This window comes from Streptomyces sp. NPDC028907 (assembly GCF_055564995.1).
Map to the genome: position 1 here is coordinate 384,156 of NZ_JBVHVE010000004.1, position 26,160 is coordinate 410,315.

Below are 26,160 nucleotides of genomic sequence, written 5' to 3' on the forward strand. Positions count from 1 at the left end.
CAGGTCCTGCTCACCGCTCACCGGGACAGCGCTCACTGGGCCACTCCGTACAGGGACAGCAGGTTCTTCATCCGCTCCTCGGCCAGCTTCGGGTCCGGGAACAGGCCGAGGCCGTCGGCGAGTTCGTAGGCGCGGGCGAAGTGCGGGAGGGAGCGGGCCGACTGGAGCCCGCCGACCATGGTGAAGTGCGACTGGTGGCCGGCCAGCCAGGCCAGGAAGACCACGCCCGTCTTGTAGAAGCGGGTGGGCGTCCGGAACAGGTGGCGGGACAACTCGACGGTGGGGTCGAGGAGTTCACGGAAGCCGCCGACGTTCCCCGTGTCCAGTACCCGGACCGCCTGCGCCGCCAGCGGGCCCAGCGGGTCGAAGATGCCGAGCAGGGCGTGGCTGAAGCCCTGCTCGTCGCCCGCGATCAGCTCGGGGTAGTTGAAGTCGTCGCCGGTGTAGCAGCGCACGCCCTGCGGGAGCCGGCGGCGGATGTCGATCTCCCGCCGGGCGTCCAGCAGGGAGACCTTGATGCCGTCGACCTTGTCGGGGTGGGCGGCGATGACCTCCAGGAAGGTGTCGGTGGCCGCGTCCAGGTCGGACGAGCCCCAGTAGCCCTCCAGCGCCGGGTCGAACATCGGGCCGAGCCAGTGCAGGACCACCGGCTCGGTGGCCTGGCGGAGCAGATGGCCGTAGACCTCCAGGTAGTCCTCGGGACCGGAGGCGGCGGCCGCGAGGGCGCGGGAGGCCATCAGGATGGCCCGCGCGCCTGACTCCTCGACGAGGGCGAGCTGCTCCTCGTACGCCGCCCGGACCTCGGCCAGGGACGCCGGGCCGGTGAGCTGGTCGGTGCCGGCGCCGCAGGCGATCAGCCCGCCGACCGCCTTCGCCTCGGCGGCGCTGCGCCGGATCAGCTCGGCCGCGCCCGCCCAGTCCAGGCCCATGCCGCGCTGGGCGGTGTCCATGGCCTCGGCGACACCGAGCCCGTGGGACCACAGATGGCGGCGGAAGGCGAGGGTGGCGTCCCAGTCGACGGCGGCGGGCGAGTCGGGCGACACGTCGGCGTACGGGTCGGCGACCACGTGCGCGGCCGAGTAGACCGTACGGGAGGTGAAGGGCGCGCCCGGGGTGAGGGCGAGGGGCTCGGTGCGCGGCTCGTAGGCCCGCATCCCGCCCTTGAAATCAGGCAGTCGGATCGTCACAGCTGGATCTCCGGAACGTCGATACGGCGGCCCTCGGCCGAGGACTTCAGGCCCAGCTCGGCGAGCTGGACGCCGCGGGCACCGGCGAGGAGGTCCCAGTGGTAGGGGGCGTCGGCGTAGACGTGCTTGAGGAACAGCTCCCACTGGGCCTTGAAGCCGTTGTCGAACTCGGCGTTGTCGGGGACCTCCTGCCACTGGTCGCGGAAGGAGTAGGTCGCCGGGATGTCCGGGTTCCAGACCGGCTTGGGGGTGAGGGAGCGGTGCTGCACGCGGCAGTTGCGCAGACCCGCGACCGCCGAACCCTCGGTCCCGTCGACCTGGAACTCGACCAGCTCGTCGCGGTTGACGCGGACGGCCCAGGAGGAGTTGATCTGGGCGATGGCGCCGCCGTCGAGCTCGAAGATGCCGTAGGCGGCGTCGTCGGCGGTGGCGTCGTAGGGCTTGTCGTTCTCGTCCCAGCGCTGCGGGATGTGGGTGGTGGCGATGGCCTGCACGGACTTGACCCGCCCGAAGAGCTCGTGCAGCACGTACTCCCAGTGCGGGAACATGTCGACAACGATGCCACCGCCGTCCTCGGCACGGTAGTTCCAGGACGGGCGCTGGGCCGTCTGCCAGTCGCCCTCGAAGACCCAGTAGCCGAACTCGCCGCGGATGGAGAGGATCCGGCCGAAGAAGCCGCCGTCGATGAGGCGCTTGAGCTTGAGGAGCCCCGGCAGGAAGAGCTTGTCCTGGACGACGCCGTGCTTGATGCCGGCGCCCGCGGCGAGCCGGGCGAGCTCCAGGGCTCCTTCGAGACCGGTCGCGGTCGGCTTCTCCGTGTAGATGTGCTTCCCCGCCGCGATCGCCTTCTTGATCGCCTCCTCGCGGGCGGAGGTGACCTGGGCGTCGAAGTAGATCTCGACGGTCGGGTCGGCGAGGACGGCGTCCACGTCGGTCGAGATGTTCTCCGGGTCCAGGCCGTGCTGCTCGGCGAGCGCCTTGAGGGCGTGCTCGCGGCGGCCGACCAGGATCGGCTCCGGCCACAGCACGGTGCCGTCGCCGAGGTCGAGACCGCCCTGCTCACGGAGGGCCAGGATGGAGCGGACCAGGTGCTGGCGGTAGCCCATGCGCCCCGTCACACCGTTCATGGCGATACGCACCGTCTTGCGTGTCACGTCATTCCCTTCGTAGGCGTCGTACACAGCGTCGTACGCGGTTCTGCGTGCCGCGTACGCCCCTACCCTGTTGAGCGTCACAGCAAGCGCTTTCTATGCGATAAGAAGCTAGCCTCTGACCAGGGGTCCGGACAAGACCGTGACCGGGTTGAGTTGTTCGAGGGGACGAACAACGGGGGTTCTTGGCCGTAAGGTCTGCTCGACATACACGGAACCGTGGCCGCTGACGGGCTGTCTACGAGGAGGCAGGCCTGTCTGTGAGCGGTACGAGCGTGAGCAGTGAGCGTGAGCAGTACGAGCGTGAGCGGTACGAGGTGGTACGACGAGATGCGCGACCGGAGGACGACGAGATGACGGTGACCCTGGCGGACGTGGCGGCCCGCGCCCAGGTCTCCCCCGCGACGGTGTCGCGCGTGCTGAACGGGAACTATCCCGTAGCCGCCTCCACCCGGGAGCGGGTGCTGCGGGCGGTGGACGAGCTGGACTACGTGCTGAACGGGCCGGCGAGCGCACTGGCGGCCGCCACCTCCGACCTGGTCGGCATCCTGGTGAACGACATCGCCGACCCCTTCTTCGGGATCATGGCGAGCGCGATCCAGTCGGAGATCGGCGGGCCGGGCGGCCGGGCGGGCGGTGAGCGCCTGGCGGTGGTCTGCAACACGGGGGGTTCGCCCGAACGCGAGCTGACGTACCTGACCCTGTTGCAGCGGCAGCGGGCCGCCGCCGTCGTACTGACCGGTGGGGCGATGGAGAACGCGCCGCACGCGGCGGCGGTCGCGTCCAAGCTGCGCAAGCTGGCGGACGCCGGGACCCGGGTCGTGCTCTGCGGCCGCCCGCCCGCACCCGACACCGGCGCCATCGCGCTGACCTTCGACAACCGCGGCGGCGGCCGTGAACTGACCGAGCACCTGATCGGCCTGGGCCACCGGCGCCTCGGCTACATCGCGGGCCCGGAGGAGCGCACGACGACCCGGCACCGCCTGGAGGGCCACCGCGCCGCCCTGGAGGCGCACGGCATCGAGGAGGACCCCCGCTGGACGGTGTACGGCCGCTACGACCGTCAGTCCGGCTACGAGGCGACGCTGGAACTGCTGCGGCGGGACCCGTCCCTGACCGCCGTGGTGGCCGCCAACGACTCCGTCGCGCTGGGCGCGTGCGCCGCCCTGCGGGACTCCGGGTTGCGGATTCCGGAGGACGTGTCGGTGGCGGGGTTCGATGACCTCCCCTTCAGCATCGACGCGGTGCCTTCTCTCACGACGGTGAGGCTGCCGTTGTCGGAGGCGGGGGCGCGGGCCGGCCGGATCGCGATGGGGCGGGAGGAGCCGCCGCCCGGGGGGATCGCGACGATTCGGGGGGAGCTGATGGTTCGGGGGTCTTCTGGGGGGCCTCGGGCGTAGGAGTGGTCCGCTTGTGGGTCGGCGTCCGCCGCGAAGCCGGACGCCGACGCATTGCTCAGGCGCCGATGCGGCCCTTCTTCACCGCGTCAATGAAGGACGTCCAGCCGTCCGGGGAGAAGAGCAGCGCCGGGCCCGTTACGGCCTTGCTGTCGCGGACCGGCACGGTGGCGTGGCCTTGGGCGACTTCGAGACAGTCGCCTTGGTCGCCGCCGCTGTAGCTGGACTTGTACCACCCGGTGAGGGTGGACGAGTCGGAGACCGTGTGCTCACTGCTGACCATGCTCGTGTTCCTCTGCTGCCGCCCTGACGAGCGCCAGGGACTCCTGCCGCGACAACGCGTCGCTCAGCGCAAGAGCGTAGGCGGTCTGACTGGCGGCCACCAGCGCCGGATCGTCCATCAAATGGCCGGTGAGAAAGGCTTCGACGTAAGCCACCGGGGCAGAGTCCTCAAAGCTCATGAGAGTGAGGTAACTCTGCTGGAGTGCGTGTGCCCCAGCACCGTACGGCAGCACATGCAGCCGCAGCCGCCCCGCCTCAGCCATGTCCGCGACCTTGTGCAGCTGTTCGGCCATGACCTGCGGGCCGCCGACACGGCGCCGAAGCACGGATTCGTCAAGCAGTGTCCAGACGACCGCATTCAACGGCCCGTCGAGAATCCGGGCCCGCTTTGTTCGAATGACAACTGCTTCGTCAAGTTCCTCCACCGTGTGGTTCGGCTGGTACGCACGGAACAAGGCACGCGCGTAGCCGTCGGTCTGGAGCACACCTGGAATCAGGGAAAGTGCGAACTGCTGGATCAGCGTGGCCTGTTGCTCCAGTTCGGCCACGGCCGCAAAGTGGTCGGCGTACTTCGACTCCAGATCCTCCAGCCAGCGGGCGAAGAATCCGTCCGTCTGCAATGCCTGGTCGATCCGCTGCGCGTCATCCGGCTTCGGCAGTCGCCTCCCCGCCTCGAAGTGGCTGATCAGCGTGGGTGAGCACACGACCCGATCCCCCAGCTCCTCCTGGGTAAGGCCTGCGTTCATCCGCCGCAGCCTCAGCTCCTCTCCGTACTTCTCCCGTGCCGTCCGAGGCTTCCGGCGTGCGTCCATGCAGCCAACTCCCTTTCTTGACCGGCGCGATGTCAAGTCCCAGCCACTAGCAGCGTAACCAGCCACGACCCCACTCTGTGAGTGATTCGCAACAGAGCGCATTCACGAGAGGCAGGCCGCCATGTACGACCTCATCGCCCGGCTCCTCAAGCAGTTCCGACGACGGTTCAGCCCGACCACCCACCAGACGGGGAATCTCACCCGGCGCGTACCGGCATCGCGGCGCGTGCTGTTGATCGCGGAACCCGGCATGAACCTTCGACCGCTGCTGCCCCGTCTCCCCCTCAGGTGGGGCATGTGAGCAACGAACCACGCCTGCTGCCCTGGGCCACGCCGGAAGGCAACCCCGCCTATGTCGTGGGCGACGGCACCGGCCGAGTCTCGCGCCTCGCGGACGAGATCGAAGGCCTCCAGCTCGGCATGGCCGACGAACTGCTCGCCCACGCCGCCACGCTCCTCGCGGAGCCTCGCGTGACCGGCGGAGAACTGCGCTATATCGCCGGTTGCCTCAGAGACTCGTTGAGAGACGTCAGACGGGTGGCGGAGAGCAGAGGGGCGCGACTGGGGCGGGGGGACTCCGCCTCGGACGGCGGCGCCCTGCCCTCTTGACGCCGTCATGGTCCGAGTCCCCGACACCCCGCGAGGCCGGCCTCGCCGCGCCAGCGTGGGGCATGCCGCATGCGCTCGTGGTGTGGATGACCATGCTCGTCGCCACGCGTGACAGCGACCGGCGCTGCAAGCTCCGCCCGTGCCAGCGCGCGATAGTGGCACTGGTGTACCTGCGCGAGCACACCACCCTCGCGAAGATCGCCGCCGGGTTCGGGATCAGCGAGTCCACCGCTCACTCCTACACCAGCGCGGCCGTCCACCTGCTAGCCGAACGTGACACGAGGGCATCTCGCGCCCGCCGTTCAGCAGACAGCCGTTATTGATCTTGGTGTGCTGCTTTGGATGCAAGAATGTGATCTTGCGGCATACAACCCCGGCTAAACGTTGCCTTCCTCACATGACCTTCCGGAACTTGGCGTGTTGATGTCCGTTTTCCGCCCGTTGACCTGGCGCTCTGTTGGGGCGTTAGTTACCCCTGGCTACTCTGTGAATCTTGTGGGTGGGGTGTGGCGGGGATGTGGACCCGATTGCGGGGCGGGCGAGGAGTGCGGCCCGGGCGGAAGGACCGTGCGGAGGATTCCGGCGGGCGGCGTGGCCTCGGTGCGAGCGCGGGGTTGACCGCTGCGGTGTGTGCGGCTGTGGTGGCGTCGCTGGTGCCGGGCCCGGTGGCCTCTGCGGCGGGTGATGAGCCGGCCGCTCCGGCGTTGTCCGAGGGGCAGAGGGCTCTTGAGCAGGCACAGGCGTCCGGTCAGCGGGTGGAGGTGACGGGGGAGCGTACGGAGCGGACCACGGTGTTCGCGAACCCGGACGGTGCCACGTTCACGCTTGAGGAGTCGGTGGTGCCGGTGCGTGTTCCGGTCTCCGGCGGTGGCTGGGCGGCGCCGGATCCGACGCTGGAGAAGCGGTCGGACGGCACCGTGGCCCCGAAGGGGGCCGCCGTGCAGATGGTGTTCTCCGGCGGTGGTGACGCTGCCCCGCTGGCGCGGATCGAGGACGCGGGCCGCTCGCTGGCCCTGGACTGGCCCGGTGCCCTTCCCGCCCCGCGCCTGGAGGGGGCCAGCGCTGTCTACCCGGAGGTGCTGCCGGGCGTCGACCTTCAGGTCACGGCAACCCCGGAAAGCTTCCAGCACGTGCTGGTGGTGAAGAACCCCGAGGCGGCAGCCGGCGAGGAGCTGAAGAAGCTCACCTTCGGCCTGAACACCAGCAACCTGACCGTCCGTGAGGGCGCCGCCGGTAACCTGGCCGCAGTCGACGGCAACGGCACGACGGTGTTCAAGGCGCCCCCGGCGCGGATGTGGGACTCCGCCGGCCAGGACACCGCGGGCGGCACGCAGCCGCAGCTGCTGACCGCTGACGAACCCGGCACCGCGAACGCGGCCGGCACCCAGCCGGACGAGCCCGCAGATCCGTCGGAGACGGCTCCGTCGGGATCGGGCCTGGAACCGGGCCAGGGGGACACAGTGGCCCGGATGGACGTCGAGGTCGACGCCGAATCCCTGTCGGTCATCCCGGACACGCAGATGCTGACCAGCACTGATGAGTCGGCGTTCCCGCTGTTCATCGACCCCACCGTGACATGGGGCGAGTCGGAGCGCACCCTGCTGCGCAGCGACGGCTACGAGTCCTACGGCTGGGGCAACGGCGACGACGGCCAGGGCAAGGGAGCCGGCAAGTGCGGCACGTGGAACGGCTACTACTGCGGGCCGGGCTATGTGCAGCGCCTGTACTTCGAGTTTTCACCCTCCAGCCTGAAGGGCAAGCAGGTCCTGGACGCCACCTTCCGGGTGACCGAGCCCTGGGCGTTCCAGTGCGACCTGCGCCTGGTGGACCTGGTGCGCACCAACAACATCTCGTCTTCGACGACCTGGTCCTCGCGGCCGAAGGAACTGGACTGGATGGTCGACCGGTGGGTGTCGGCCGGTCGTGGTTCCCTGTGCGACCCTGACTCGCCGGACGCGCCGATCGAGTTCAACGACAACCCTGAGGAACCCAACGAGAACCTGACCCCGACCGTGCGAGACTTCGCGGCCGGCAAGTTCTCCCGCCTCACGCTGGAGATCCGCGCGAACAACGAATCGGACACGGCCGCCTGGAAACGGTTCAAGGACGACGCGGTGCTGGCGGTGGACTTCGTGGGCCTGCCGGACAAGCCCACCGGTGTCGGCCTGCAGGCCGGTGGTACCAGCACGACTGCGGTGTGCGAGCGCAGTGAGAGCGATCCGGCGATCGTGTCCGACCCCACGCCCCTGTTGAAGGCCACCGCGCAGACGAAGCCGGGCGGGGAGAAGGACGCACAGCTGCGGGTCTACTTCGACGTCGATGTGCAGAACGCCGACAAGACGTGGACGGACGTCAGCCCGGGCAACGGCTCCCTGAGCCCCTCCACCGGTTATGTAGGCGACGGACGGGCCCTGTCGCTGACGTGGTCGAAACTGGCCGACGGCAAGCTGTACCGCTACCACGCGTGGACCTGGTCCTACTACGGTGCCAAGTACCTCTCCAGTGCGCCCTCCGACGGCTACTGCTACTTCCGGGTCGATTCCATGCCGCCGAAGGCGCCGCAGGTCACCATCGCCAACCCGTACACCGAGTGCACCAGCAGCGCCTGCGTGGCAGGCGGCGGCCCGGGCGTGGTGGCATCGTTCACGTTCAATCCCGCCACGGGCGACGCGAACAGCGCGTACCAGTACAAGCTGTCCTCGGCTGCGGCGTGGTCTGACGAGCTGACGGGCGCGACCGCTACAGCGAAGGTCACACCCACCCGTGGTGGCCTGTACCGCGTGTACGTGCGGGCCAAGGACAGCCTCGGCTGGGGTGAGCAGTCCGTGACCGACTTCCTCGTTGACTCCGGTGAGGCCCCCATCGGCCGCTACCACTTCGACGAAGCCTCCGGGGCCGCGGTCGACTCCGCCACCGTCGACGGACGCGACGACGCGACCCTGAACGGGCAAGCAGTCCGGGACGACCGCGGCCGCCGCGGCGTGATCACCCACGACGCCCAGGACAACCCGCTCCAGGCCCCGGTCACGGACAAGGGCCTGGACCTGAACGGAACCACCGGCTACGCGGCCACCAGCACCTCGGTGGTGGACACCCGCGCCTCCTACACGGTCTCAGCCTGGGCCATGCTCAAGCCGGGCGTGGCGCAGAACCAGACCGTCCTGGGCCAGGACGGCGGCTTCTACAGCGGCTTCTACATCACCTACCGGGAGGCGGAGAAGACATGGACGCTGAGCACCTCACCCGCTGACGATGCAGGCGGCAACATCACCGAGCAGAAGGTGACGGCCACACAGTCGGCCGCACGCGGCGTGTGGACCCACCTCGCTGCGGTCTACGACGCCGCAACAAAGCAGATCAGCCTTTATGTGAACGGTCGTCTGCAGGGCAGCGCCACGGTGTCGGCGGCGTGGGCGGCTGAGGGCCCGCTGCAGATCGGCCGTGTGCTGTGGCGCGACGCCTACACGGACTACTTCGCCGGTTCTATCGACGAGGTCACGGTCTGGCAGCAGGCCCTGACCGGCGACCTGATCGCCGACGAGGCCCGGCTGATGAACTCGCCGGACCGTGCAGCGGTGGAACTGGTGGCCGACTGGTCGGCCGACCGCGGCAGTGGCACCACCGTCCCGGACACCACCTCCGGCTACGGCCGGTCGCTGGCCCTGTCCGGCGGCGCGGTCCTGGACGGCGAGGCGATGGTGTTCGACGGCACGGACGACGCGGCCGCCACCGCGGGGCCGGTGGTCGATGACACGGGCTCGTTCACCGTCACCACCCTGGCAGCCCTCGACTCGGCCAAGCTCCTGGCCAAGCCGGTCGGCTACACCGGCCAGGTTCTGGGCCAGCGCGCTGTGGACGGTTCGGCCTGGGGCATCTGGTTCGAGCGGACCGGTAGCACGACCGTGTTCGACGAGGAGACTCTCGAGGAGAAGACCGTTCCGGAGGGGTTCTGGCGCTTCGGCCGTCTCAATGCCGACGGCAGCTTCAGCGCGGTTGCGTCCAGTGAAGCAGCGGTGATGGACGGTATGGTCCGGCTGACCGGTGTCTTCGACGCCCAAGCAGACAAGGTCAGCCTCTACCTGAGCGGCAACGCCAACGGGGAGCCGCAGGCGTTCACGGCGAAGGCCGGAACGGGCGAGTTCACCCTCGGCAAGGGTTTCTCCAAGGACGCCTGGCAGCACTATTTGCCGGTCAGTGTGGCTGAGGCACGTGTGTGGGCGGGTGCGATGGCCACTGAGCAGCAGGTCGGCGAAACCGTGGGCGACTGACGAGGCACCCGGTGAGGACAGCCGCCGACGCGGCAGGCCCGGCGGCGGGCTGTGACCAGCGTGCGGAACTACTTGGGATTCAGGAATTGAGTGGGGCGAGAACCATGGTCTTTGGCATAGGCACCTCAAGGCAGCGTAGGGAGGGTGCTCGGCGCAGAGCGGGCCGGCTGCTGGCGCAGTCGCTGGCTCTGGCGCTCGTCGTGCCTACCGGCCTGGCCCAGGTGGCGCAGGCCGTTGAGCCGGACGGCCTGGGACGACCCGATGTGGTCAGGACGCCGACGACCGAGGTCAAGGCATTCGACGGGCCTGGCGCGAAGAAGGCCCGCGCCAAGGTCGCCGCTGAGCGCAAGACCAACACCGCGCAAGCCGAACAGGCGGCCAAGGAACGGAAAGCCGACTGGCCACATGGCGGCGCCGCAACCCTTACCCTCAAGCCCGGTACGCAACGCACCGCGGCACCGGCCGGCGTGCCCGTCACGCTGAAACCGCGAGCCCTGACCAAGCAACGCTCCTCCGCAGCTTCAGCGGCGGCCACCGGCGATGCGCGGGTCACCGTTCTGGACCAGAAGGCAGCCCGCAAGGCAGGCGTCACCGGCATCCTGCTGACGGCGGCCGCGCAGAATCCGGGCTCGGCCCGCCTGAGCGTTGACTACTCCGCGTTCGCCTCCGCCATCGGCGGAGGCTGGTCCCAGCGCCTGCGAATCGTGCAACTGCCGGCCTGCGCGCTGACGAGCCCGCACAAGCCGGAATGCCGCGAGCAGACGCCGCTGCCGTCGGACAACGACCTCAACGACCAGACCGTCTCAGCACAGGTCCCCCTGACGCAGCGGACACAGGGCGGCCCGTCCACCCAGCTCCTGGGCGAGGCGGAAAGCGCCGCGACCGGCGCGACGGTCCTGGCGGTCACCGCCGCCTCTGCAGGCTCCGGCCAATCCCCCAAGGGCGCGGGCGACTACTCGGCGACGAAGCTGTCGGAGTCCTCCTCCTGGCAGGCCGGCGGCAGTTCGGGCTCCTTCACCTGGTCCCACGGCTTCACCATGCCCCCCGCCGCGGCCGGCCCCGTGCCGCCCCTGTCCCTGTCCTACGACTCGGGCAGCGTCGACGGCCGCACCGCCACCACGAACAACCAGACCACCACGGTCGGCGAGGGTTTCACCCTCACCGAGTCCTACATCACCCGCACCTACGGATCCTGTGACGACGACGGCCACGACGACGTCTTCGACCAGTGCTGGAAGTACGACAACGCGAGCCTGGTCCTCAACGGCAAGTCGACCCGCCTGATCAAGGACAACGCCACTGGCAATTGGCACCTCGCGGACGACGACGCCTCCACCGTCACCCGCTCCACCGGCGCGGACAACGGCGACGACAACGGCGAGTACTGGACCGTTACTACCGGCGACGGCACCAAGTACGTCTTCGGCAAGGACAGACTCGACGGAGCCGGCACCCAGCGCACCAACTCGACCTGGACCGTCCCGGTCTTCGGCGATGACTCCGGCGAACCCGGCTACACCTCCGGTGACGCCTTCGCCGACCGCGCCCTGACCCAGGCCTGGCGCTGGAACCTCGACTACATCGAAGACACGCGCGGCAACGCATCCACGTACTGGTACACCAAGGAATCGAACTACTACGAGAAGAACAAGGCCACCACAGCGGACACCGCTTACGTCCGCGGCGGCTACCTCAACCGCATCGAGTACGGACTGCGCAAGGACGCCCTGTTCACCGACAAGCCGGACGCCAAGGTCACCTTCACCTACGCCGAGCGCTGCACCGCCTCCGACTGCGACAGTCTGACCGAGGACACCGCGGAGAACTGGCCCGACGTCCCGTTCGACGCGATGTGTTCCAAGGACGACGACGAATGCAACGCGGCCGGCCCGTCCTTCTTCACCCGCAAGCGCCTCACCGACATCGACACCTCTTCCTACAACGCCACCAGCAGCGCCTACGACCCGGTGGACTCCTGGGCGCTGACCCAGAAGTACCTGGACGGCGGTGACATCGGTGACAGCTCCGACCAGGTGCTCACCCTCACGTCACTGAAGCGGACCGCGAAGGCCGGCGACACGGCCATCACGGTCGACCCCATCACCTTCACCTACCAGATGCGCCCGAACCGGGTCGACGCCACCGACGACATCCTGCCCCTGACCCGCCCCCGCATCTCCACCGTCACCTCCGAGACGGGCGCGATCACCGAGGTAACGCTCTCCTCCCCGGAGTGCGTGCGCAGCGAGGTCCTGGGCGTCGCGCCGGACACCAACACCCGCTCCTGCTACCCCCAGTACTGGCACATCAACGGCGCCGAGAACGCGGCGATCGACTGGTTCCACAAGTACCGCGTCACCGCCGTCGGCGTCCACGACCCGGCCGCCGCCAACCCCGCCGTCGAGCACGCCTACTCCTACAGCGGCGCGGCCTGGCACTACAACGACGACCCCTTCACGCCGAAGAACGAGCGGACCTGGTCGGACTGGCGAGGCTACCGCCAGGTCACCGCCTACACCGGCGCCGCTGGCGGCACCCGCTCCAAGACTGTCTCGCTGTACCTGCAGGGCATGCACGGCGACAAGGAGAAGGATGGCACCAAGTCCGTGAGCATCGAGCCGCTGCTCGACACGGACGTCGACGTCCCGGCCGTCACTGACAGCGACCAGTACAAGGGCGCGCTGCGCCAGCAGGTCACCTACAACGGCAGCCAGCCCATCAGCAGCACCGTCCACGACTACACCTTCAAGAACACCGCCACTCAGACGGTCCCGGACGCCGCTGACCACACCGCCCTGTGGGCCCGCGGCACCACTACCTACACCAGCACCTACCTCACCGGCTCCAAGAGCTGGCGTACCCACGTCGCCACCAAGCGCTACGACGACCTCGGCATGGTCAGCTCCGTCGACGACTACGGTCAACGGGGCGTGGGCGGCGACGAAACCTGTACCCGCACCTGGTACGCCCGCAACGCCGACGCAGGTATCACCAGCCTGGTTTCCCGCACTCGCACCGTCGCTGAGCAGTGCTCGGTCACCGATGCCAGTCTGAACCTGCCCGCCAACAGCAGTACCCGCGGTGACGTCCTGGCCGACACCGCGATCGTCTACGACACGGCCGATGCCACGACCTGGCTGGCCACCCAGAAACCTGCCAAGGGCCAGGTCACCTGGACCGGCCGGGCCACCGGCTACACCACCACGCCCGCAGGTGACGGCCAGCGTCTGCCCTTGGGCTGGCAGACCACCGCCACCACAACCTACGACGCGCTCGGCCGCCCTCTGACCGTCACCGACACCGTCGGCCACACCACCTCCACCACCTACACCCCCGCCGACTCAGGTCCCCTCACCCGAACGCTCACAACCGACCCCAAGGGCTACCGCTCAGTCAGTTTCCTCGATCACCGCCGTGGCCTGCCACTGCGCAGTTACGACATCAACTCCAAGAAGACCGAGCAGCACTATGACGCGCTCGGCCGGGTCACCGGCGTGTGGCTGCCCAACCGCTCCAGTGGCAGCCAAGGCCCGAGCGTCAAGTTCGCCTATCACCTCGACAACAGCAAGCCGTCCTGGGTGTCGTCCTCCACGCTCACCAACGACGGCGAGACCTACAACACCAGCTACACGCTTTTCGACGCGCTTCTGCGGCCGCTGCAGGTCCAGTCGCCGACGCCTGAGGGCGGGCGGCTGCTGACCGACACCCGGTACGACACCCGCGGTCTGGCCTACGAGACCTACGCGGACATCTTCGACACCACCAGCACACCCAACGGCACATACACCCGCGCCGAGTACGGCCGCGCACCCCAGCAGACGGAGACCGTCTTCGACGGCGCCAGTCGGCCCACCACCAGCACCCTGTACATCAACGGCGTCAAGAAGTGGGCCACCACCACCAGCTACACCGGCGACTCCACCGCCACCACTGCCCTCGACGGCGGCTCCGCACAGCGCAGCATCACCGACATCCGCGGCCGCACCACCGAAACCCGCTCCTACGCCTCGGTGAACCCCGCTGACACCGACTTCGGCACCGGCCCGGGCGCCACCTTCACCTCCACCAGATTCACCTACGCCCTCGACGGCCGCCAGAAGACCATCACAGGTCCCGACGGCGCCACCTGGACCTACAGCTACGACCTCTTCGGCCGCCAGACCAGCGCCGACGGCCCCGACAAGGGCAAGGCCACCACCCAGTACAACGCGCTCGACCAGGTCATCAAGACCACCGACTCCCGCGGCAAGTCGATCCTGAGCGCCTACGACGAACTCGGCCGCCCCACCGGCACATGGGCCGGCTCCAAGACCGACGCCGACCAGCTCACCGGCTACACCTACGACACCCTCCTCAAGGGCCAGCCCGCCACCTCCACCCGCTACGTCGGCGGAAAGAACGGGGCCGCCTACACCCAGGCCATCACCGCCCACGACACCATGGGCCGCGCCACCCACACTGAACTGCGCCTGCCGGCCAGCGACCCGTTCGTCGAAGCCGGACAGCCCGCCACGCTGAAGTTCGAAACGGCTTACAACATCCCCGGCGCAGTGCAAAGCACCAGCCAACCCGCGCTCGGCGGCCTGTCCGACGAGCAGACCTCGTACAAGTACGACCACTTGGGCAACCTGACGTCGATCGGCAGCTACGTCACCGACATCGACTACTCCGCCCTGGCCCAGCCGCAAACGCTGACCCTGGGCACCGGCGCCACCAGCGTCTACATCGCCAACACCTTCGAAACCGGCACAGGCCGCCTGACCAACAGCTACGTCCAGGACCAGATCCACCCCTACCGGCCCCAGGACCTCACCTACACCTATGACCAGACCGGCAACGTCACCCAGATCCGCGACAACACCACCCTCGGCGGCACCAGCAGCGCCGACACCCAGTGCTTCACCTACGACGCGCACCAGCGCCTGACCGAAGCCTTGACCCCCGCCTCCCAGCAGTGCACCGACACCCCCAGCGCCACCGCGCTCTCGGGACCGGCCCCCTACTGGACCAGTTACACCTACAACACCGCGGGCCAGCGCAGCACCGAAACCCAGCACACCAGCACCGCCACCACCAGAACCACCTACTGCTACACCAACACCAACCAGCCCCACACCCTCACCGGCACCACTACCGGAACCGACTGCAACACCCCCGAACGCACCTACACCTACGACACCACCGGCAACACCGCACAGCGCCCCGGCACAGCCGACAACACCACTCAGAACCTGACCTGGTCGGAAGAAGGCAAGCTCACCCGCCTCACCCAGGACGACCAGTCCACCGACTACCTGTACGGCGCCGACGGCACCCTCCTCATCCGCACCACCGAAAACGGCGAACGCGTCCTCTACGCCGGTGCCACCGAACTCCACCTCCGCGCCGACGGCACCACCTGGGCCCAGCGCTACTACGCCGCAGACGGCATCACCGCCGCCATGCGCTCCAACCAGACCGGCACCACGAAGGTCACCTACCTCGTCGCGGACCACCACGGCACCTCTCACCTGGCCATCAACCGCGACAGCGCCCTCACCTTCACCAAGCGCTACACCACGCCCTTCGGCGCGGACCGCGGCAAGCCCCAGTACGGCCCCTGGCCCGACGACAAGGGATTCCTCGGTAAGACCCGGGACGCCACAACCGGCCTCACCCACATCGATGCTCGCGAATATGACCCCACCTTGGGCCAGTTCCTCAGCGCCGACCCCTTGCTGGAAGCCGACAAGCAGCAGACTCTCAACGGCTACAGCTATGCGGCCCAAAACCCCCTCACCTACTCTGACCCCAGCGGTATGGGGCTTGCGTGCGGGGGAGCAGGTGGTTCCGCAGACGCGGAAGCCTGCCCGACACGCCCTGATGGGACCGCAGGCAACGGGCGACCCAACGAGGGCGTCGACTACTCCAAGCCACGCCCCTATCACCCCTGCAACAGCAACTGCGGAACAGCCTGGGTGTCTGCTCATTCCCCAGCCGGCAACGACGTCGTTGAACTGAACACGGCGTTCTCCGAGTACAGCCCGAACGGTCATGGACCAGACGGCGACTACTGGAACACACCATTCATGCAGGACGGCGGACCAGGCCAGGCATGCTTTGGCCGACTCGCCTGCGCCAAGGCATTGAGGTACCTGATACACGACGATGCAGACGTGGCCGAGGCCAAGCGCATAGCCGCTACCTACTGCCTCGAAAACCTCGACGAGTGCCTGGATGATGCCCGAGCGTATTACCGAAGCCAGCGGCTCGATCTCTTTGCCGCCGTGGTTCCTCTAGGCAGGGCCGCCAAGGGGGCCAAGGGGCTCGCCGACTGCAAGTGCTTCCTGGCCGGCACCGACGTCCTCATGGCCGATAGCACCACCAAGGACATCGAGGACATCAAGGTCGGCGACAAGGTCCAGGCCACCGACCCCGAAACCAGCGAAACCGGACCACGCCAGGTGACCCGCCTCATCATCACCGAGGACGACAAGTACTTCAACGAACTCTCCCTCGCCACGGAAGACGGCGTCGAACACCTCACGGCAACCCACGAACACCCCTTCTGGTCACCATCCGAAGGCGACTGGATTGAAGCCGGAGCCCTCACCCCCGGCATGACCCTGCTCACCGACGACGGCGACACCGTCATCGTCACCGCCAACCGCCCCTACACCCAGCACGCCACCACCTACAACCTCACCGTGGACGACCTGCACACGTACTATGTGCTGGCGGGAAAGACTCCGGTCCTCGTTCATAACAGCAACTGCAATCTCAACGGGCTCACACGCGCGCAAGCCGACGACATTGCCAAGTACTTGGGATACACCAAGACCAAGCAAGTGTCCGCAGGTAAGACCGCAATCTGGGAGAATAAGAAAGCGGGGGGTGGCCAGCCTCGATACATCACCTTCGACCGGACCGGTCACAATAGGGATGCCGTGTTCAAGGGGGCGAATTTCCGGAACCCCTTCCAGTCGACTAAGGACTCGGCTCGAGATGGAACCTATGGACTGGACATCGGGCCTAATGGAGAGCTGCGGGGGCTGACATGGCTGGCAAAATGAGCAGGGAGTTGATCATCAGCCCTCGCAGTGAGCGAGTGAGAGAGGAGCTGGCAGACGCAGGTGCCTGGCGTTCGTATGCCGCGACACTGCGCCAGGTGCTCGGAGCGGTGATCGCGAAGAGTGGAATTGACTTCCTGGAGGTCGGCGATCTACTGGTGAGTGAACCCCTTCCTGACAGGCACCTCGGCCTTCGCAACGGCGCGGAGGTTCATTTCCCGCAAGCAATTGACCTTGTCGAGGGAATGGCAGCGGGGCGCGGGCCGTATTGTCAGCTTTCCATCCCGGGGCGGCTTCAGATCGAGTCGGGATGGGACGGGGCTATACACCTCTACATGACGCGAGCGGTAGCCGCTGATCTGGCAAGACTCCATTACCAGGACGCGATTCTTCAGTGGCGCGACGCAGCTCCTGAGCCCACAGCGATCTCGAAGCCCGTTGGTGCCGTAGCGGACGAGAGTTTCTGGGAGACGGTGGCGAAGGCCTCCGAGCGCTTCACCTTGTTGTGCGAGCGCTGGGCGGGCGGCGCCTACGGGTGCCGATGGTTCCGCGTGACTCGGGAGAACGTAGCCGAGCTGGCCCGACTCATGCGACCACGTTCACTGGTATGCGTGGCTAGCGATCCGGCGTTGCAACCCAGGTCTGAGCTATTGGAGGACGACTTCACGGCATTCAAAGCTCCGTTGCTGCCCGGCGAGTTGCTTTATCGGGCCTACCCCGGTGGCGCCGATGCGCTCTCTGAGGTCACGGGTGAGGGTTTCTCACTCATGCTGGCGGACAGATTGATGGGCGATTGGTGCGCCGTGGTGCCGGACTCAGACGGGGTGAACAGGGCGCAGTGGGAGAGCCCAGGGGAACCGTAGTCCGATTGCCCCCACCATAGGCCAACACGCCAAGCCAGCATCCCCAGCCAAATGCTCAACGTCGGCCTGACATCGGGTCGTAGCGGAGTGAGCCGGGTGGGATGTTCCGAATTCTTCTCCGTGACATCCGACTGGGTTGCCGAAGACTGATGGGAGCGCGACAGAGCCCTCATCGACAGCGACGTCGATGAGGGCTCTGCGACGTTTGAGGGCAACGCTGACGCTGCGGTTGAAAGGGTGGGTGTCAGGGTTACGGGGCTTCCAGAGCGATGCTCAGGACCTTCCCGAGTGATTGTAGTGAACGACGACGGCACAACCGCCAGCGGCTCCTCCTTGATCGACGAGATCCTCAGAAGGAGGGACGAAGGATGCCGGCCGTCGCGCTGGAAGCCGAAGTTAACCTCAATCTTTCGTGAGGCTCCGTCAGCTTGCCGGCGGGGTCGTTGTGCTCGGTCGGCGGGGGGATTTCCGTCTGCGGGCATACTTAGGGCCCGGCTGTCGCGTCGGGTGGGCGACGGGTTCCACGGTTCCGGTCAGGGTGCTGCTGGTGGTAGGGACGGGGCGTTGCTGGTCAGCCGGGATTCGGCAGGGCTGTGAGTCGTTATAGGGCATCGGTGATCACTTCCGTCCAGGGCCAGTGTCCGGCGAGGCGGAGGATCCGGCGCCGTCCGGTGATGACGAGCTGGCCGGCGGCGGAGAAGAGCCGCATCCGCAGGCGACGGGGCTCCCACCGGCGGATTTGGCCGCTCAGGGCAAGCATCGGCATCCAGGCCAGCAGGTCGAGGGCGAGCTGGACGATCTCCAGCCAGATCTGGTTCTGCGCGGCCTCGTGCAGGGCAGGCTACGCAGGCCGGTGGCCCGGGCGGCGCGAATGCGGTCCTCGGCCCTCGCGCGCTGGCGGTGCCGCAGTTCTAGTGGGCGATCGCCTCGCCTGTGGTGTTGGGTGGCGAAGCAGGTCAGCCGCAGTCCGTCGGCGTCGGTGAGGCGCAACTGCACGCCGGGATGCGGGCGTTCCTTGCGCACGATCAGCCGCATCCCCTTCGGCCAGCCCTTCAGGACGTCCCCGGCGAGCTCGGCGACCCAGGCGCTATGGCGGATCTCGCCGTTGCCTTCGACGGCCGGCGTCCAGGCGGAGGGCGGGATAGTGAGGACGGCCTGGTGGATGGCGTCGGTGATGGTCAGGCCGACCGAGTACGACAGCCACCGTCCGCGCTGGGCGAGCCAGGCGACGAACTCGTGGGTGCCGGCCCCGGAATCGGTGCGGATCAGCGTCTGCCGTCCGCGCCGGTACTTCTTCGGCAGCTGGGCCAGGGCCAGTTGGACGGTCGTGATGTAATCGGCAGCGGTGTTGGAGCCCGTGTTGCCGGGCCGTAACAGGGCGGCCACGGGTTCCCCGGATCCGCCCGGTCCGTGGTCGACGAACGCCATCAGCAGGTGATGAACGAAGGACTTCTTCCAGGTCACGGCCACATCCTGCTCCTCGGAGTGCGCCAGCACGAGGACCGCGTCGATGTCCACGATCACCGGGGCGTCGGCGTCCGCAGCTGCCACGCCGGCCAACTACCACACACGTGTGCGGACTTCGGCACGGGCCGCCCGGAGCGCGGCCAGCGCCCGCTGTCCGCCCGAGGCGAGGGTGTCGATCAGGCGGGAGACTGTCGGGTCGGAGGTTACCGGCCCGAACACGGACGGCTCGGCCCGCAGCACACCCACGTCCGCGAGGCAGTCCCCGCCCAGGGCTACCGCGAGTGCCACGTCCAGCAGGACCTTGCCCGGATCGTGCACCGCTCGCGGCTTGCGCCAGGGTGCGAGTGCCGCTGATATCGCGGCATCCAGGCCGGTCTTGCGGAGCGTCTCGACCTAGGAGGACCGCCCCGGCCTGCGAGGCGACGCCGCGACCGCCGCCCTCGACGCGGGCATGCGGATAGGACCCGATACGCTCCTTCACCTGGGAAGTGCCTCCGACGGCGGCGGGAACAAGGACCTCGATAATCCTCATTCTCGCTGGTCAGAGGCACTTTCTGCTGTTGACCACCTGCCGGACAGCCCGCTTCATGAAAGCCCGAGGTTAACGTCTAAATAGCCGAGTTGGCCGACGAGCGGAACGATCGCGGCCGACGGCTCGTGGTCCACAACGGCTATCACCAGCCCATGAAGGTCACCACCGCAGCCGACACAGTGGAGGTGAGGCGCCGCGCGTGAACGACAAGCGCCGCCGAGGCAGGTGTCCGGATCACCGGCAGGCGACCGATGGGACCCCGCGCCAGATGCGGACCGCCGTTCATGAACGGTTTGCCCCGCGCATGGTCTCCGGGTCGGGCCCGGTGCCCGCACCGCCGCTCAGCGCGCAGTCACCACAGCCACCGCCGCCGGGGCCGGCGCCGTACGGTCGTTCTTCTCGTCGTCGCCGTAGTCCACGACCCCACTGGCGATATGGCCGCCCACACCGAGCAGCAGGAAGAGGACGACGAGGACCTTGGCCGTGGTGTCCAGGAGGAGGGGCCGGGTGCCGGAGCGGACGGCTTCCCGCGGAACCGGCTCATCGCCGAAGAGCCGCTTGGGGTAGGCGGGGGTCAGCATCGTGGCATAGGCCGTGAACCGCATCTGATAGCGGGCGACGGCGGCCGTGGCGGCGAAGACCGGGGCGGGCAGCCGTCCCAGCACGATGCCGATGAGCCAGAAGATCCAGCCGATCGCGAACCAGCCTGCCTGCGCGAGGTTGTTGATGATGCCCGCCGGGATCATCAGGATCAGGCGGAAGAACACCGCGAGCCGGTTCAGGGGCGTGGCGCGCAGTTCGATCTGCACGGGGTGGTCGGGTGCGGAGAACGCGAACGGCGGATAGCGGTCGACCAGGAGCATCGAACTCACGCCGACCCGTGTCCGGTAGACGAGGACGGAGCCGAGGAAGGAGAAGATCCCCTCCGGCAGCCGTCCCATGAACAGCGCGGCGAACCATCCGACGACGGTCACGAAGAACGCCGCGATCGAGAGCAGGCACACCACCACGAACTGCGGCAGGAGCAGCAGCCAGCGCAGCAGGACGGTCCAGCGCCGCTGCCGCGCGGCAGGGGGGATGTCCAGGACGGGCAGCCACTCTCCGCCCTCGGAAACGGCACGAGGATCCCAGCCCGTCGCCATGAGCACTCCCAGTCGTCCCGGTTCCGCCTGACCTCTCCATGCTGTTCCGCCGCGGCGGAACCCGCGCCCTGCAGAGGCCCAAACGGAGGTAGCCCGCCTACCGGGAGGTCCGCGGCCGGGTGGACCACGCCTACAGTGAGGGTTCGAACCGCTGAGCAATCGCGACAATTCGAACGAGTGCGCTCTCATCACACACAGTTCCGGTCGATTATGATCTTCCAGGCGATGCCGTGACGGTGGCACCGTACGGTGATCGGTATGCAGCTTCGTTACCAGTACCGCGCCTGTCCGACACCGGGTCAGCGCATCCGCGCCGCCCGGGTGTTCGGCTGCAAACGCGTGGTCTGGAACGATGCGCTCGCGATCGTTACGCCGCGCAAGGCGTCGAACAAACGGCTCGGCAACCCGAAGAACCGTCTCGTGGCCGGCCCGTACTGGGGGATTCCGAAGGCTGCCGAGCTGGGCAAGCTGCTCATCACCGAGGCGAAGAGAACCACTGGGCGGTCCTTTTTATCGGATGCCCCAGTCGGCGTGCTCCAGCAGACCTTGAGGGACTTGGATGCGGCGTGGAAGGCGCACGAGGATTCCAAGACGGGCAAGCGTCCCGGGCCGGGGGTCGCGCCACCGAAGCGCAAGAGCCGCAAGGACAACCGGCAAACCGCCCGGTTCACCCTCTCCGACCGGTTCAGACTGCTGGACGACGGCAGGCTCCGGCTGCCGAAGATCGGCGACGTGCGGATCAGGTGGACCCGCGATCTTCCCTCACCGCCGTCATCCGTGACCCTGGTCAAGGATGCCTCCGGCCGGTACTGGGTGTCCTTCGTCGTCGAGGCCGAACCTGCAGCCGACGTGCTCCCGCCCGTGGACGCGGATCAGGGCATCGACCTGGGGCTGACCAGGTTCGCGGTCCTCGCGGACGGCTCGCACATCGCCTCGCCGAAGTACCTGCGGCGTGCGGAGAAGAAGCTGAAGAAGCAGCAGCGGGAGCTGTCGCGGAAAAAGAAAGGATCGAACAACCGGGACAAGGCCCGCATCAAGCTCGCTCGTGCCCACGCTGCCGTGGCCGATGCGCGCCGGAACTTTCACCATCAGTGGTCCCACAAGCTGACGCGCGAGAACCAAGCCGTCTACTGCGAGACTCTGAACGTGAGAGGGCTGGCACGCACACGGCTGGCCAAGAGCATCCACGACGCTGGCTGGGCCCAGTTCGTGACGCTGTTGGAGTACAAGGCGACCCGGCGCGGACGGCGGTTCGCCCGCGTCGCCCGGGACTATCCCAGCTCCCAGACATGTTCCGCCTGCGGACACCGCGACGGGCCCAAGCCGCTCCACGTCCGCACCTGGACCTGCCCGAACTGCGACATCCGACTCGACCGGGACTGGAACGCCGGTCGCAACATCCGCTATGAAGGGCGCCGCATCCTCGCGCCCTCACCAACCGAACCATCCACCCCCGGACCGGGGGCCCGAGGCCGGTAACGGCTGCGGTAAACGCCTGCGGAGCGCGCGTAGGACCTGGGGATGCCCTGGCAGTGCGCACAACCCCCACCCCACGTGGGGCGGAATCAGGAACCCACGCGGAGTGGGTGGCCCCGATCCAAAGAGGACCACCCACAGACGGAGAATCCTCACCCTCCAGGGTGACGGAGGAGGTCAACTCTACGCCCCGTATACCCTCACCGAGTCCCGGGTCCTGTACGAGCTCGCGCACTCCCCGCGTACGGACGCGGCCGACCTGCGGGCCGAACTCTCGCTGGACGCCGGGTACTTGAGCCGGATCCTGAACAAGTTCGAGCAGGACGGGCTCATCGAGCGCACCGCCTCCCGGGAGGACCCCCGGCGCCGGCGCGTCACGCTCACCGCGCGCGGCCGGGAGACCGGCAAGCTGCTGGAGGAGCGGGCCACCGAATCGGTCGGCTCGCTGCTGTCGACCGTGCCGGCCGCCGAACGGCCGCGCCTCGCCGAGGCGATGACGACCGTCCGTACGATCCTGTCCCACGGCCGCCCTCCCCCACTCTCGAATTCGCTCGAGCGGGGGGACCCCCATCGCCGCGAGGACGTCCTGCTGCGCGAGCCCGGCCCCGGCGACCTCGGCTGGATCGTGCAGCGCAACGCCGCGCTGTACGCCGCCGAGTACGGCTGGAACGCCGACTACGAGGGCCTGGTGGCGAGGATCGTCGCGGACTTCGCGGAGGACCACGACCCGCATCTGGAGCGGGTGTGGATCGCCGAGCTGGACGGCCGGCCGGTGGGCTGCGTGATGTGCGTACGGGACGAGGTGCCCGGCACGGCCCGGCTGCGGCTGCTGCTGGTCGAGCCCGACGCGCGCGGCCTCGGCATCGGCGACCGGCTCGTCGGGGCCGTCGTCGACTTCGCCCGCGGCGTCGGCTACCGCGACCTCGTGCTGTGGACCAACGACGTCCTGGCCGCCGCCCGCCGCGTCTACCAGCGACACGGCTTCGTCCTGGCCGCCGAGAAGCCCCACCGTTCCTTCGGCAGGGACCTGAACGGCCAGGACTGGCGCCTGGATCTGCACGGCACCCAGGAGTGAGGCCCCGCCCGTGCGCCTGCCGGATGGGCGCGCCCGCGTTTCCCTGGCAAGGTGGGGTGCATGAAACTGGCGTTCTCCACCCTCGGCGTCCCCGGTCTCCCCCTCCCCGACGTGCTGCGGCTCGCGGCCGCGCACGGCTATCACGGTGTCGAGTTGCGCACGCACCCGGAGGAGCCGGTCCACCCGGGCCTCGGGCCCGCCGAACGGGCCGACGTGGCGGCCGAGTTCAAGTCCGCCGGCATCGAGCTGCTGGGCCTCGCCGGGTACGCCCGGGTCGCCGCGCCCGGTGACGACGGGCCCGTGATCGAGGAGATCCGCACCCTCGTCGACCTCGCCCACGACCTGGGCGCGCCCTTCGTCCGCGTCTTCCCCGGCGCCGACCCCGAGCAGAGCCGGCAGCGGGCGGACGCCATCGCCGCGCGGCGGCTGGGTACGGCCGCGGAGTACGCCGCGGACATGGGCGTACGGATCCTGCTGGAGACCCACGACTCGCACCGCACCGCGGCCGACGCGATCCGCGTCCTCGGCATGGTCGGCCACCGCCACGTCGGCTCGCTGTGGGACGTGATGCACACCTGGCTGGGCGGCGAGCAGCCCTCGGAGAGCTACGCCGCGCTCGCCCCGTTCCTCGGCTACGTCCAGGTCAAGGACATCGCCTCCGCCGACGACACGACCCCGCTGCCGCTCGGCGCGGGGGTGCTGCCGCTCGCCGACTGCGTGGAGGTCCTCTCCCGGCACGGCTGGGACGGCTGGCTGTGCTGGGAGTACGAGAAGCGGTGGTACGAGGAGGCCGCGCCGCTGGACGGGCTGCTGGACGCCGGCAGGGAGCACTTGTCGCGGCTGCTGAACGAGTCGGCCTAGCGCCGGGGTCGGAGGCGGGGCGGGCGATCGGCGAGGCCGTCCTCCGCCCCGGTAATTCGGTGGTCCCGGGCGGAGCCCTCGGTATAGCGTGCCCCCTCGTGCCCGAGCCCCGTCCCGCCCTCCGCCCCGCCATGCCCTCATGAGCCTCGCCCGTACGTTCATCGACGTACGGCCGCTGCGTACCTCCCCCGTCTTCCGGCGGCTGCTGATCGGGCGGACGGTCTCCGTGCTCGGCGGCTTCATGACCTTGGTGACCGTCATGTACCAGGTGTGGGACATGACGCACAGCCCGGTGTGGAGCGGTGCCGTCGGGCTCGCGCAGGCGCTGCCCCTGGTGGGCGTGGGGCTGTTCGCCGGCTCGTGGGTGGATCGCGGGGACCGGCGGCGGATCTTCCTGGTGGCCACCGTCGGGCAGGCGGTCTGCGCGGCCCTGCTCGCGGTGCAGGGCTTCACCGGGGGCGTGCCGGTGGCCGGGGTCCTCGCGCTGGTGGCGGCCGGTTCCTGCTTCGGCGCGGTCGGCGGCCCGGCGGCGGGCGTGTTCGTGCCGCGGCTGCTGCCGAAGGAACAGGTGGCGGCCGGGCTGGCCCTCAACCACGCCAGCGGCCAGGTGATGATGCTGCTCGGCCCGGCGCTGGGCGGGCTGCTCCTCGGCTGGTTCGGCATCGGCCTGTGCTACCTGCTGGACGCGCTGAGCTTCGGTCTCGCCTTCTACGGCGCCTTCGGGCTGCCCGCGCTGCCGCCGGAGGGCGAGCCGTCGCGGGCCGGGCTGCACGGGGTCCTGGACGGACTGCGCTTCCTGGCCGGCCACCGGGTGGTGCGCGGCGCGCTCGTCACCGACCTCGCCGCGACGGTCCTCGCCATGCCGGTCAGTCTCTTCCCCCTGATCAACGCCGAACGCTTCGACGGCAACCCCCGCACGCTGGGCCTGTTCATGTCGGCCGTCGCGGTGGGCGGCATGGCGGCGACGGCCCTGTCGGGTTCGGTCACCCGCCTGGGCCGACCGGGCCTGGTGATGCTGTGCGGGGCGGGCATCTGGGGGGCGGCGCTCGCCCTCTTCGGCCTGACGACCAGCCCGTGGCTGGGATTCGCGCTGCTGATGGCGGCGGGCGCGGCCGACGCCCTCTCGGTCGTCTCCCGCGGCACGATCGTCCAGACCCGCACCCCCGACGCCCTGCTCGGCCGGGTGACGGCCGCCGAACAGATCGTCGGCCAGGCGGGCCCGCACCTCGGCAACCTCCGCGGCGGCCTGGTCGCCGGCTGGACCTCGGGCCCGGCCGCCCTGGTCACGGGCGGGCTGCTGTGCGTGCTGGCGGTGACCTGCGTGGGCACGAGTACGCCGGAGCTGCGGGACGGGAGGGTCACGCCGGACGAGGCGTGAGCGGCGCCGTGGGATCCAGACACCACCCCAGCACAGCCGGCCACGGCCCGTACCCGGCGTCCAGATCGAGGTGCGCGGCGCCCGGGAGGATGTCAGTCGGGAGCGCGAGCGGGGTGCCGTACAGGGTGTCGGCGCCCTCCTCGCAGTACGGGTCGTCGTCGCCCGCCACCAGCCGGGTCGGGCCGGGGAGGGTGAACTCCAGCGGCGGCGGGGCGAATTCGGCGACCTCCGGGTGCCGGGCGAGTACGGCACCGGACGGCGGGGCGACCAGCAGCACCCGGTCCACGGCGTCGAGCCCGGGCAGCCCGCGCGCGACCGCGTGCAGCCACAGCACGGCCGACAGGCTGTGCGCGACCACGACCCGTTCCGCACCGGCGTCGAGCGCGTCGAGGTGCCGGGCCGACTCCGCCAGCCAGACGTCGAGTTCGGGGTCGTCCGGGTCGGGCAGCTGCGGGTAGCCGACCTGATGGCCGATCGCGGTGAGACGGTCGGCGAGCCAGTGCTGCCAGTGGCCCTCGGGGCGGTGGTTCTGCCAGCCGTGCAGGATGAGGTAGGCGGTCATGGCACCGATGGTTTCCGATCATCGACGGGCCGGTCCAGCCCCACCGTCG

At 68.9% G+C, this 26,160-nt stretch carries 15 protein-coding genes and 3 pseudogenes; 11 read left to right on the top strand and 7 right to left on the bottom strand.

Annotated elements, in window-relative coordinates; genetic code table 11:
- Positions 1 to 32 precede the first annotated feature (32 nt).
- Both ACZ4UU_RS14375 and ACZ4UU_RS14380 read right to left on the bottom strand, forming a co-directional pair.
- Positions 33 to 1,187, bottom strand: coding sequence for a dihydrodipicolinate synthase family protein (locus tag ACZ4UU_RS14375; protein WP_468039753.1), 1,155 nt, complete (start codon positions 1,185 to 1,187; stop codon positions 33 to 35).
- On the bottom strand, positions 1,184 to 2,341 hold the full coding sequence (locus tag ACZ4UU_RS14380) for a Gfo/Idh/MocA family protein (protein ID WP_468039755.1): 1,158 nt from the start codon (positions 2,339 to 2,341) through the stop codon (positions 1,184 to 1,186). The genes ACZ4UU_RS14375 and ACZ4UU_RS14380 overlap by 4 nt, the downstream gene beginning before the upstream one ends.
- Before the next feature lie 350 nt (positions 2,342 to 2,691).
- Here ACZ4UU_RS14380 and ACZ4UU_RS14385 point away from each other — a divergent pair, with 350 nt between their 5' ends.
- The gene (locus ACZ4UU_RS14385; RefSeq protein ID WP_468040203.1) at positions 2,692 to 3,738 is read left to right on the top strand and encodes a LacI family DNA-binding transcriptional regulator; all 1,047 of its coding nucleotides are present in this window, start codon (positions 2,692 to 2,694) and stop codon (positions 3,736 to 3,738) included.
- Positions 3,739 to 3,793: 55 nt separating this feature from the next.
- Here ACZ4UU_RS14385 and ACZ4UU_RS14390 read toward each other — a convergent pair whose 3' ends face one another.
- Both ACZ4UU_RS14390 and ACZ4UU_RS14395 read right to left on the bottom strand, forming a co-directional pair.
- A complete protein-coding gene (locus ACZ4UU_RS14390) occupies positions 3,794 to 4,018 on the bottom strand; it encodes a DUF397 domain-containing protein (protein ID WP_468039757.1) in 225 nt (74 codons plus the stop codon).
- Entirely contained in the window at positions 4,005 to 4,829 is an 825-nt protein-coding gene (locus ACZ4UU_RS14395; protein WP_468039759.1) for a helix-turn-helix domain-containing protein, read from the bottom strand. Before ACZ4UU_RS14395 ends, ACZ4UU_RS14390 begins: the two co-directional genes overlap by 14 nt.
- 297 nt (positions 4,830 to 5,126) lie before the next feature.
- Between ACZ4UU_RS14395 and ACZ4UU_RS14400 the strand changes: the two genes are divergently transcribed.
- From ACZ4UU_RS14400 to ACZ4UU_RS14420, 5 genes and pseudogenes are all read left to right on the top strand, one after another.
- On the top strand, positions 5,127 to 5,438 hold the full coding sequence (locus ACZ4UU_RS14400) for a hypothetical protein (RefSeq protein WP_468039760.1): 312 nt from the start codon (positions 5,127 to 5,129) through the stop codon (positions 5,436 to 5,438).
- Positions 5,439 to 5,500: 62 nt separating this feature from the next.
- A pseudogene (locus ACZ4UU_RS14405) lies at positions 5,501 to 5,713 on the top strand (helix-turn-helix domain-containing protein); the annotation flags it as partial.
- A gap of 669 nt (positions 5,714 to 6,382) precedes the next feature.
- Positions 6,383 to 9,706: a laminin G domain-containing protein gene (locus ACZ4UU_RS14410; protein WP_468040205.1), complete on the top strand. Its 3,324-nt coding sequence runs from the start codon at positions 6,383 to 6,385 to the stop codon at positions 9,704 to 9,706.
- 104 nt (positions 9,707 to 9,810) lie between these two features.
- A complete protein-coding gene (locus ACZ4UU_RS14415) occupies positions 9,811 to 16,758 on the top strand; it encodes a polymorphic toxin-type HINT domain-containing protein (RefSeq protein WP_468039762.1) in 6,948 nt (2,315 codons plus the stop codon).
- 35 nt (positions 16,759 to 16,793) lie between these two features.
- Entirely contained in the window at positions 16,794 to 17,618 is an 825-nt protein-coding gene (locus ACZ4UU_RS14420) for a hypothetical protein (RefSeq protein ID WP_468039764.1), read from the top strand.
- Between the two features lie 601 nt (positions 17,619 to 18,219).
- Here ACZ4UU_RS14420 and ACZ4UU_RS14425 read toward each other — a convergent pair.
- Positions 18,220 to 19,566, bottom strand: a pseudogene (locus tag ACZ4UU_RS14425) (IS1380 family transposase).
- A gap of 131 nt (positions 19,567 to 19,697) precedes the next feature.
- On the opposite strand from ACZ4UU_RS14425, the pseudogene ACZ4UU_RS14430 reads away from it, so the two are divergent.
- Positions 19,698 to 19,831: pseudogene (locus ACZ4UU_RS14430) on the top strand (IS256 family transposase); the annotation flags it as partial.
- 127 nt (positions 19,832 to 19,958) lie between these two features.
- On the opposite strand, the gene ACZ4UU_RS14435 reads toward ACZ4UU_RS14430, so the two are convergent.
- Positions 19,959 to 20,759, bottom strand: a complete 801-nt coding sequence (locus tag ACZ4UU_RS14435; RefSeq protein WP_468039765.1) for a DUF4389 domain-containing protein — start codon at positions 20,757 to 20,759, stop codon at positions 19,959 to 19,961.
- Between the two features lie 258 nt (positions 20,760 to 21,017).
- On the opposite strand from ACZ4UU_RS14435, the gene ACZ4UU_RS14440 reads away from it, so the two are divergent.
- The 4 genes from ACZ4UU_RS14440 (at position 21,018) to ACZ4UU_RS14455 (ending at position 25,549) form a co-directional block, all read left to right on the top strand.
- Positions 21,018 to 22,238 (top strand): RNA-guided endonuclease InsQ/TnpB family protein, encoded by a 1,221-nt coding sequence (locus ACZ4UU_RS14440; protein WP_468039767.1) that lies wholly within the window; start codon positions 21,018 to 21,020, stop codon positions 22,236 to 22,238.
- A gap of 103 nt (positions 22,239 to 22,341) precedes the next feature.
- Entirely contained in the window at positions 22,342 to 23,310 is a 969-nt protein-coding gene (locus ACZ4UU_RS14445; protein WP_468039769.1) for a bifunctional helix-turn-helix transcriptional regulator/GNAT family N-acetyltransferase, read from the top strand.
- Positions 23,311 to 23,370: 60 nt separating this feature from the next.
- Positions 23,371 to 24,171, top strand: coding sequence for a sugar phosphate isomerase/epimerase family protein (locus tag ACZ4UU_RS14450; RefSeq protein WP_468039770.1), 801 nt, complete (start codon positions 23,371 to 23,373; stop codon positions 24,169 to 24,171).
- Between the two features lie 139 nt (positions 24,172 to 24,310).
- The gene (locus ACZ4UU_RS14455; protein WP_468039771.1) at positions 24,311 to 25,549 is read left to right on the top strand and encodes an MFS transporter; all 1,239 of its coding nucleotides are present in this window, start codon (positions 24,311 to 24,313) and stop codon (positions 25,547 to 25,549) included.
- Here the strand turns inward: ACZ4UU_RS14455 and ACZ4UU_RS14460 are convergent.
- A complete protein-coding gene (locus tag ACZ4UU_RS14460; RefSeq protein ID WP_468039772.1) occupies positions 25,530 to 26,111 on the bottom strand; it encodes an alpha/beta hydrolase in 582 nt (193 codons plus the stop codon). The two genes, ACZ4UU_RS14455 and ACZ4UU_RS14460, sit on opposite strands and share 20 nt — an antisense overlap.
- Between the last annotated feature and the right edge of the window lie 49 nt (positions 26,112 to 26,160).

Bases quoted from the DNA above. Each gene is read 5' to 3' on its own strand.
- ACZ4UU_RS14450 (WP_468039770.1), top strand. From the start codon at position 23,371: ATGAAACTGGCGTTCTCCACCCTCGGCGTCCCCGGTCTCCCCCTCCCC.
- ACZ4UU_RS14385 (WP_468040203.1), top strand. From the start codon at position 2,692: ATGACGGTGACCCTGGCGGACGTGGCGGCCCGCGCCCAGGTCTCCCCC.
- ACZ4UU_RS14440 (WP_468039767.1), top strand. From the start codon at position 21,018: ATGCAGCTTCGTTACCAGTACCGCGCCTGTCCGACACCGGGTCAGCGC.
- ACZ4UU_RS14460 (WP_468039772.1), bottom strand. From the start codon at position 26,111: ATGACCGCCTACCTCATCCTGCACGGCTGGCAGAACCACCGCCCCGAG.
- ACZ4UU_RS14455 (WP_468039771.1), top strand. From the start codon at position 24,311: ATGAGCCTCGCCCGTACGTTCATCGACGTACGGCCGCTGCGTACCTCC.
- ACZ4UU_RS14395 (WP_468039759.1), bottom strand. From the start codon at position 4,829: ATGGACGCACGCCGGAAGCCTCGGACGGCACGGGAGAAGTACGGAGAG.
- ACZ4UU_RS14435 (WP_468039765.1), bottom strand. From the start codon at position 20,759: ATGGCGACGGGCTGGGATCCTCGTGCCGTTTCCGAGGGCGGAGAGTGG.
- ACZ4UU_RS14410 (WP_468040205.1), top strand. From the start codon at position 6,383: ATGGTGTTCTCCGGCGGTGGTGACGCTGCCCCGCTGGCGCGGATCGAG.
- ACZ4UU_RS14415 (WP_468039762.1), top strand. From the start codon at position 9,811: ATGGTCTTTGGCATAGGCACCTCAAGGCAGCGTAGGGAGGGTGCTCGG.
- ACZ4UU_RS14390 (WP_468039757.1), bottom strand. From the start codon at position 4,018: ATGGTCAGCAGTGAGCACACGGTCTCCGACTCGTCCACCCTCACCGGG.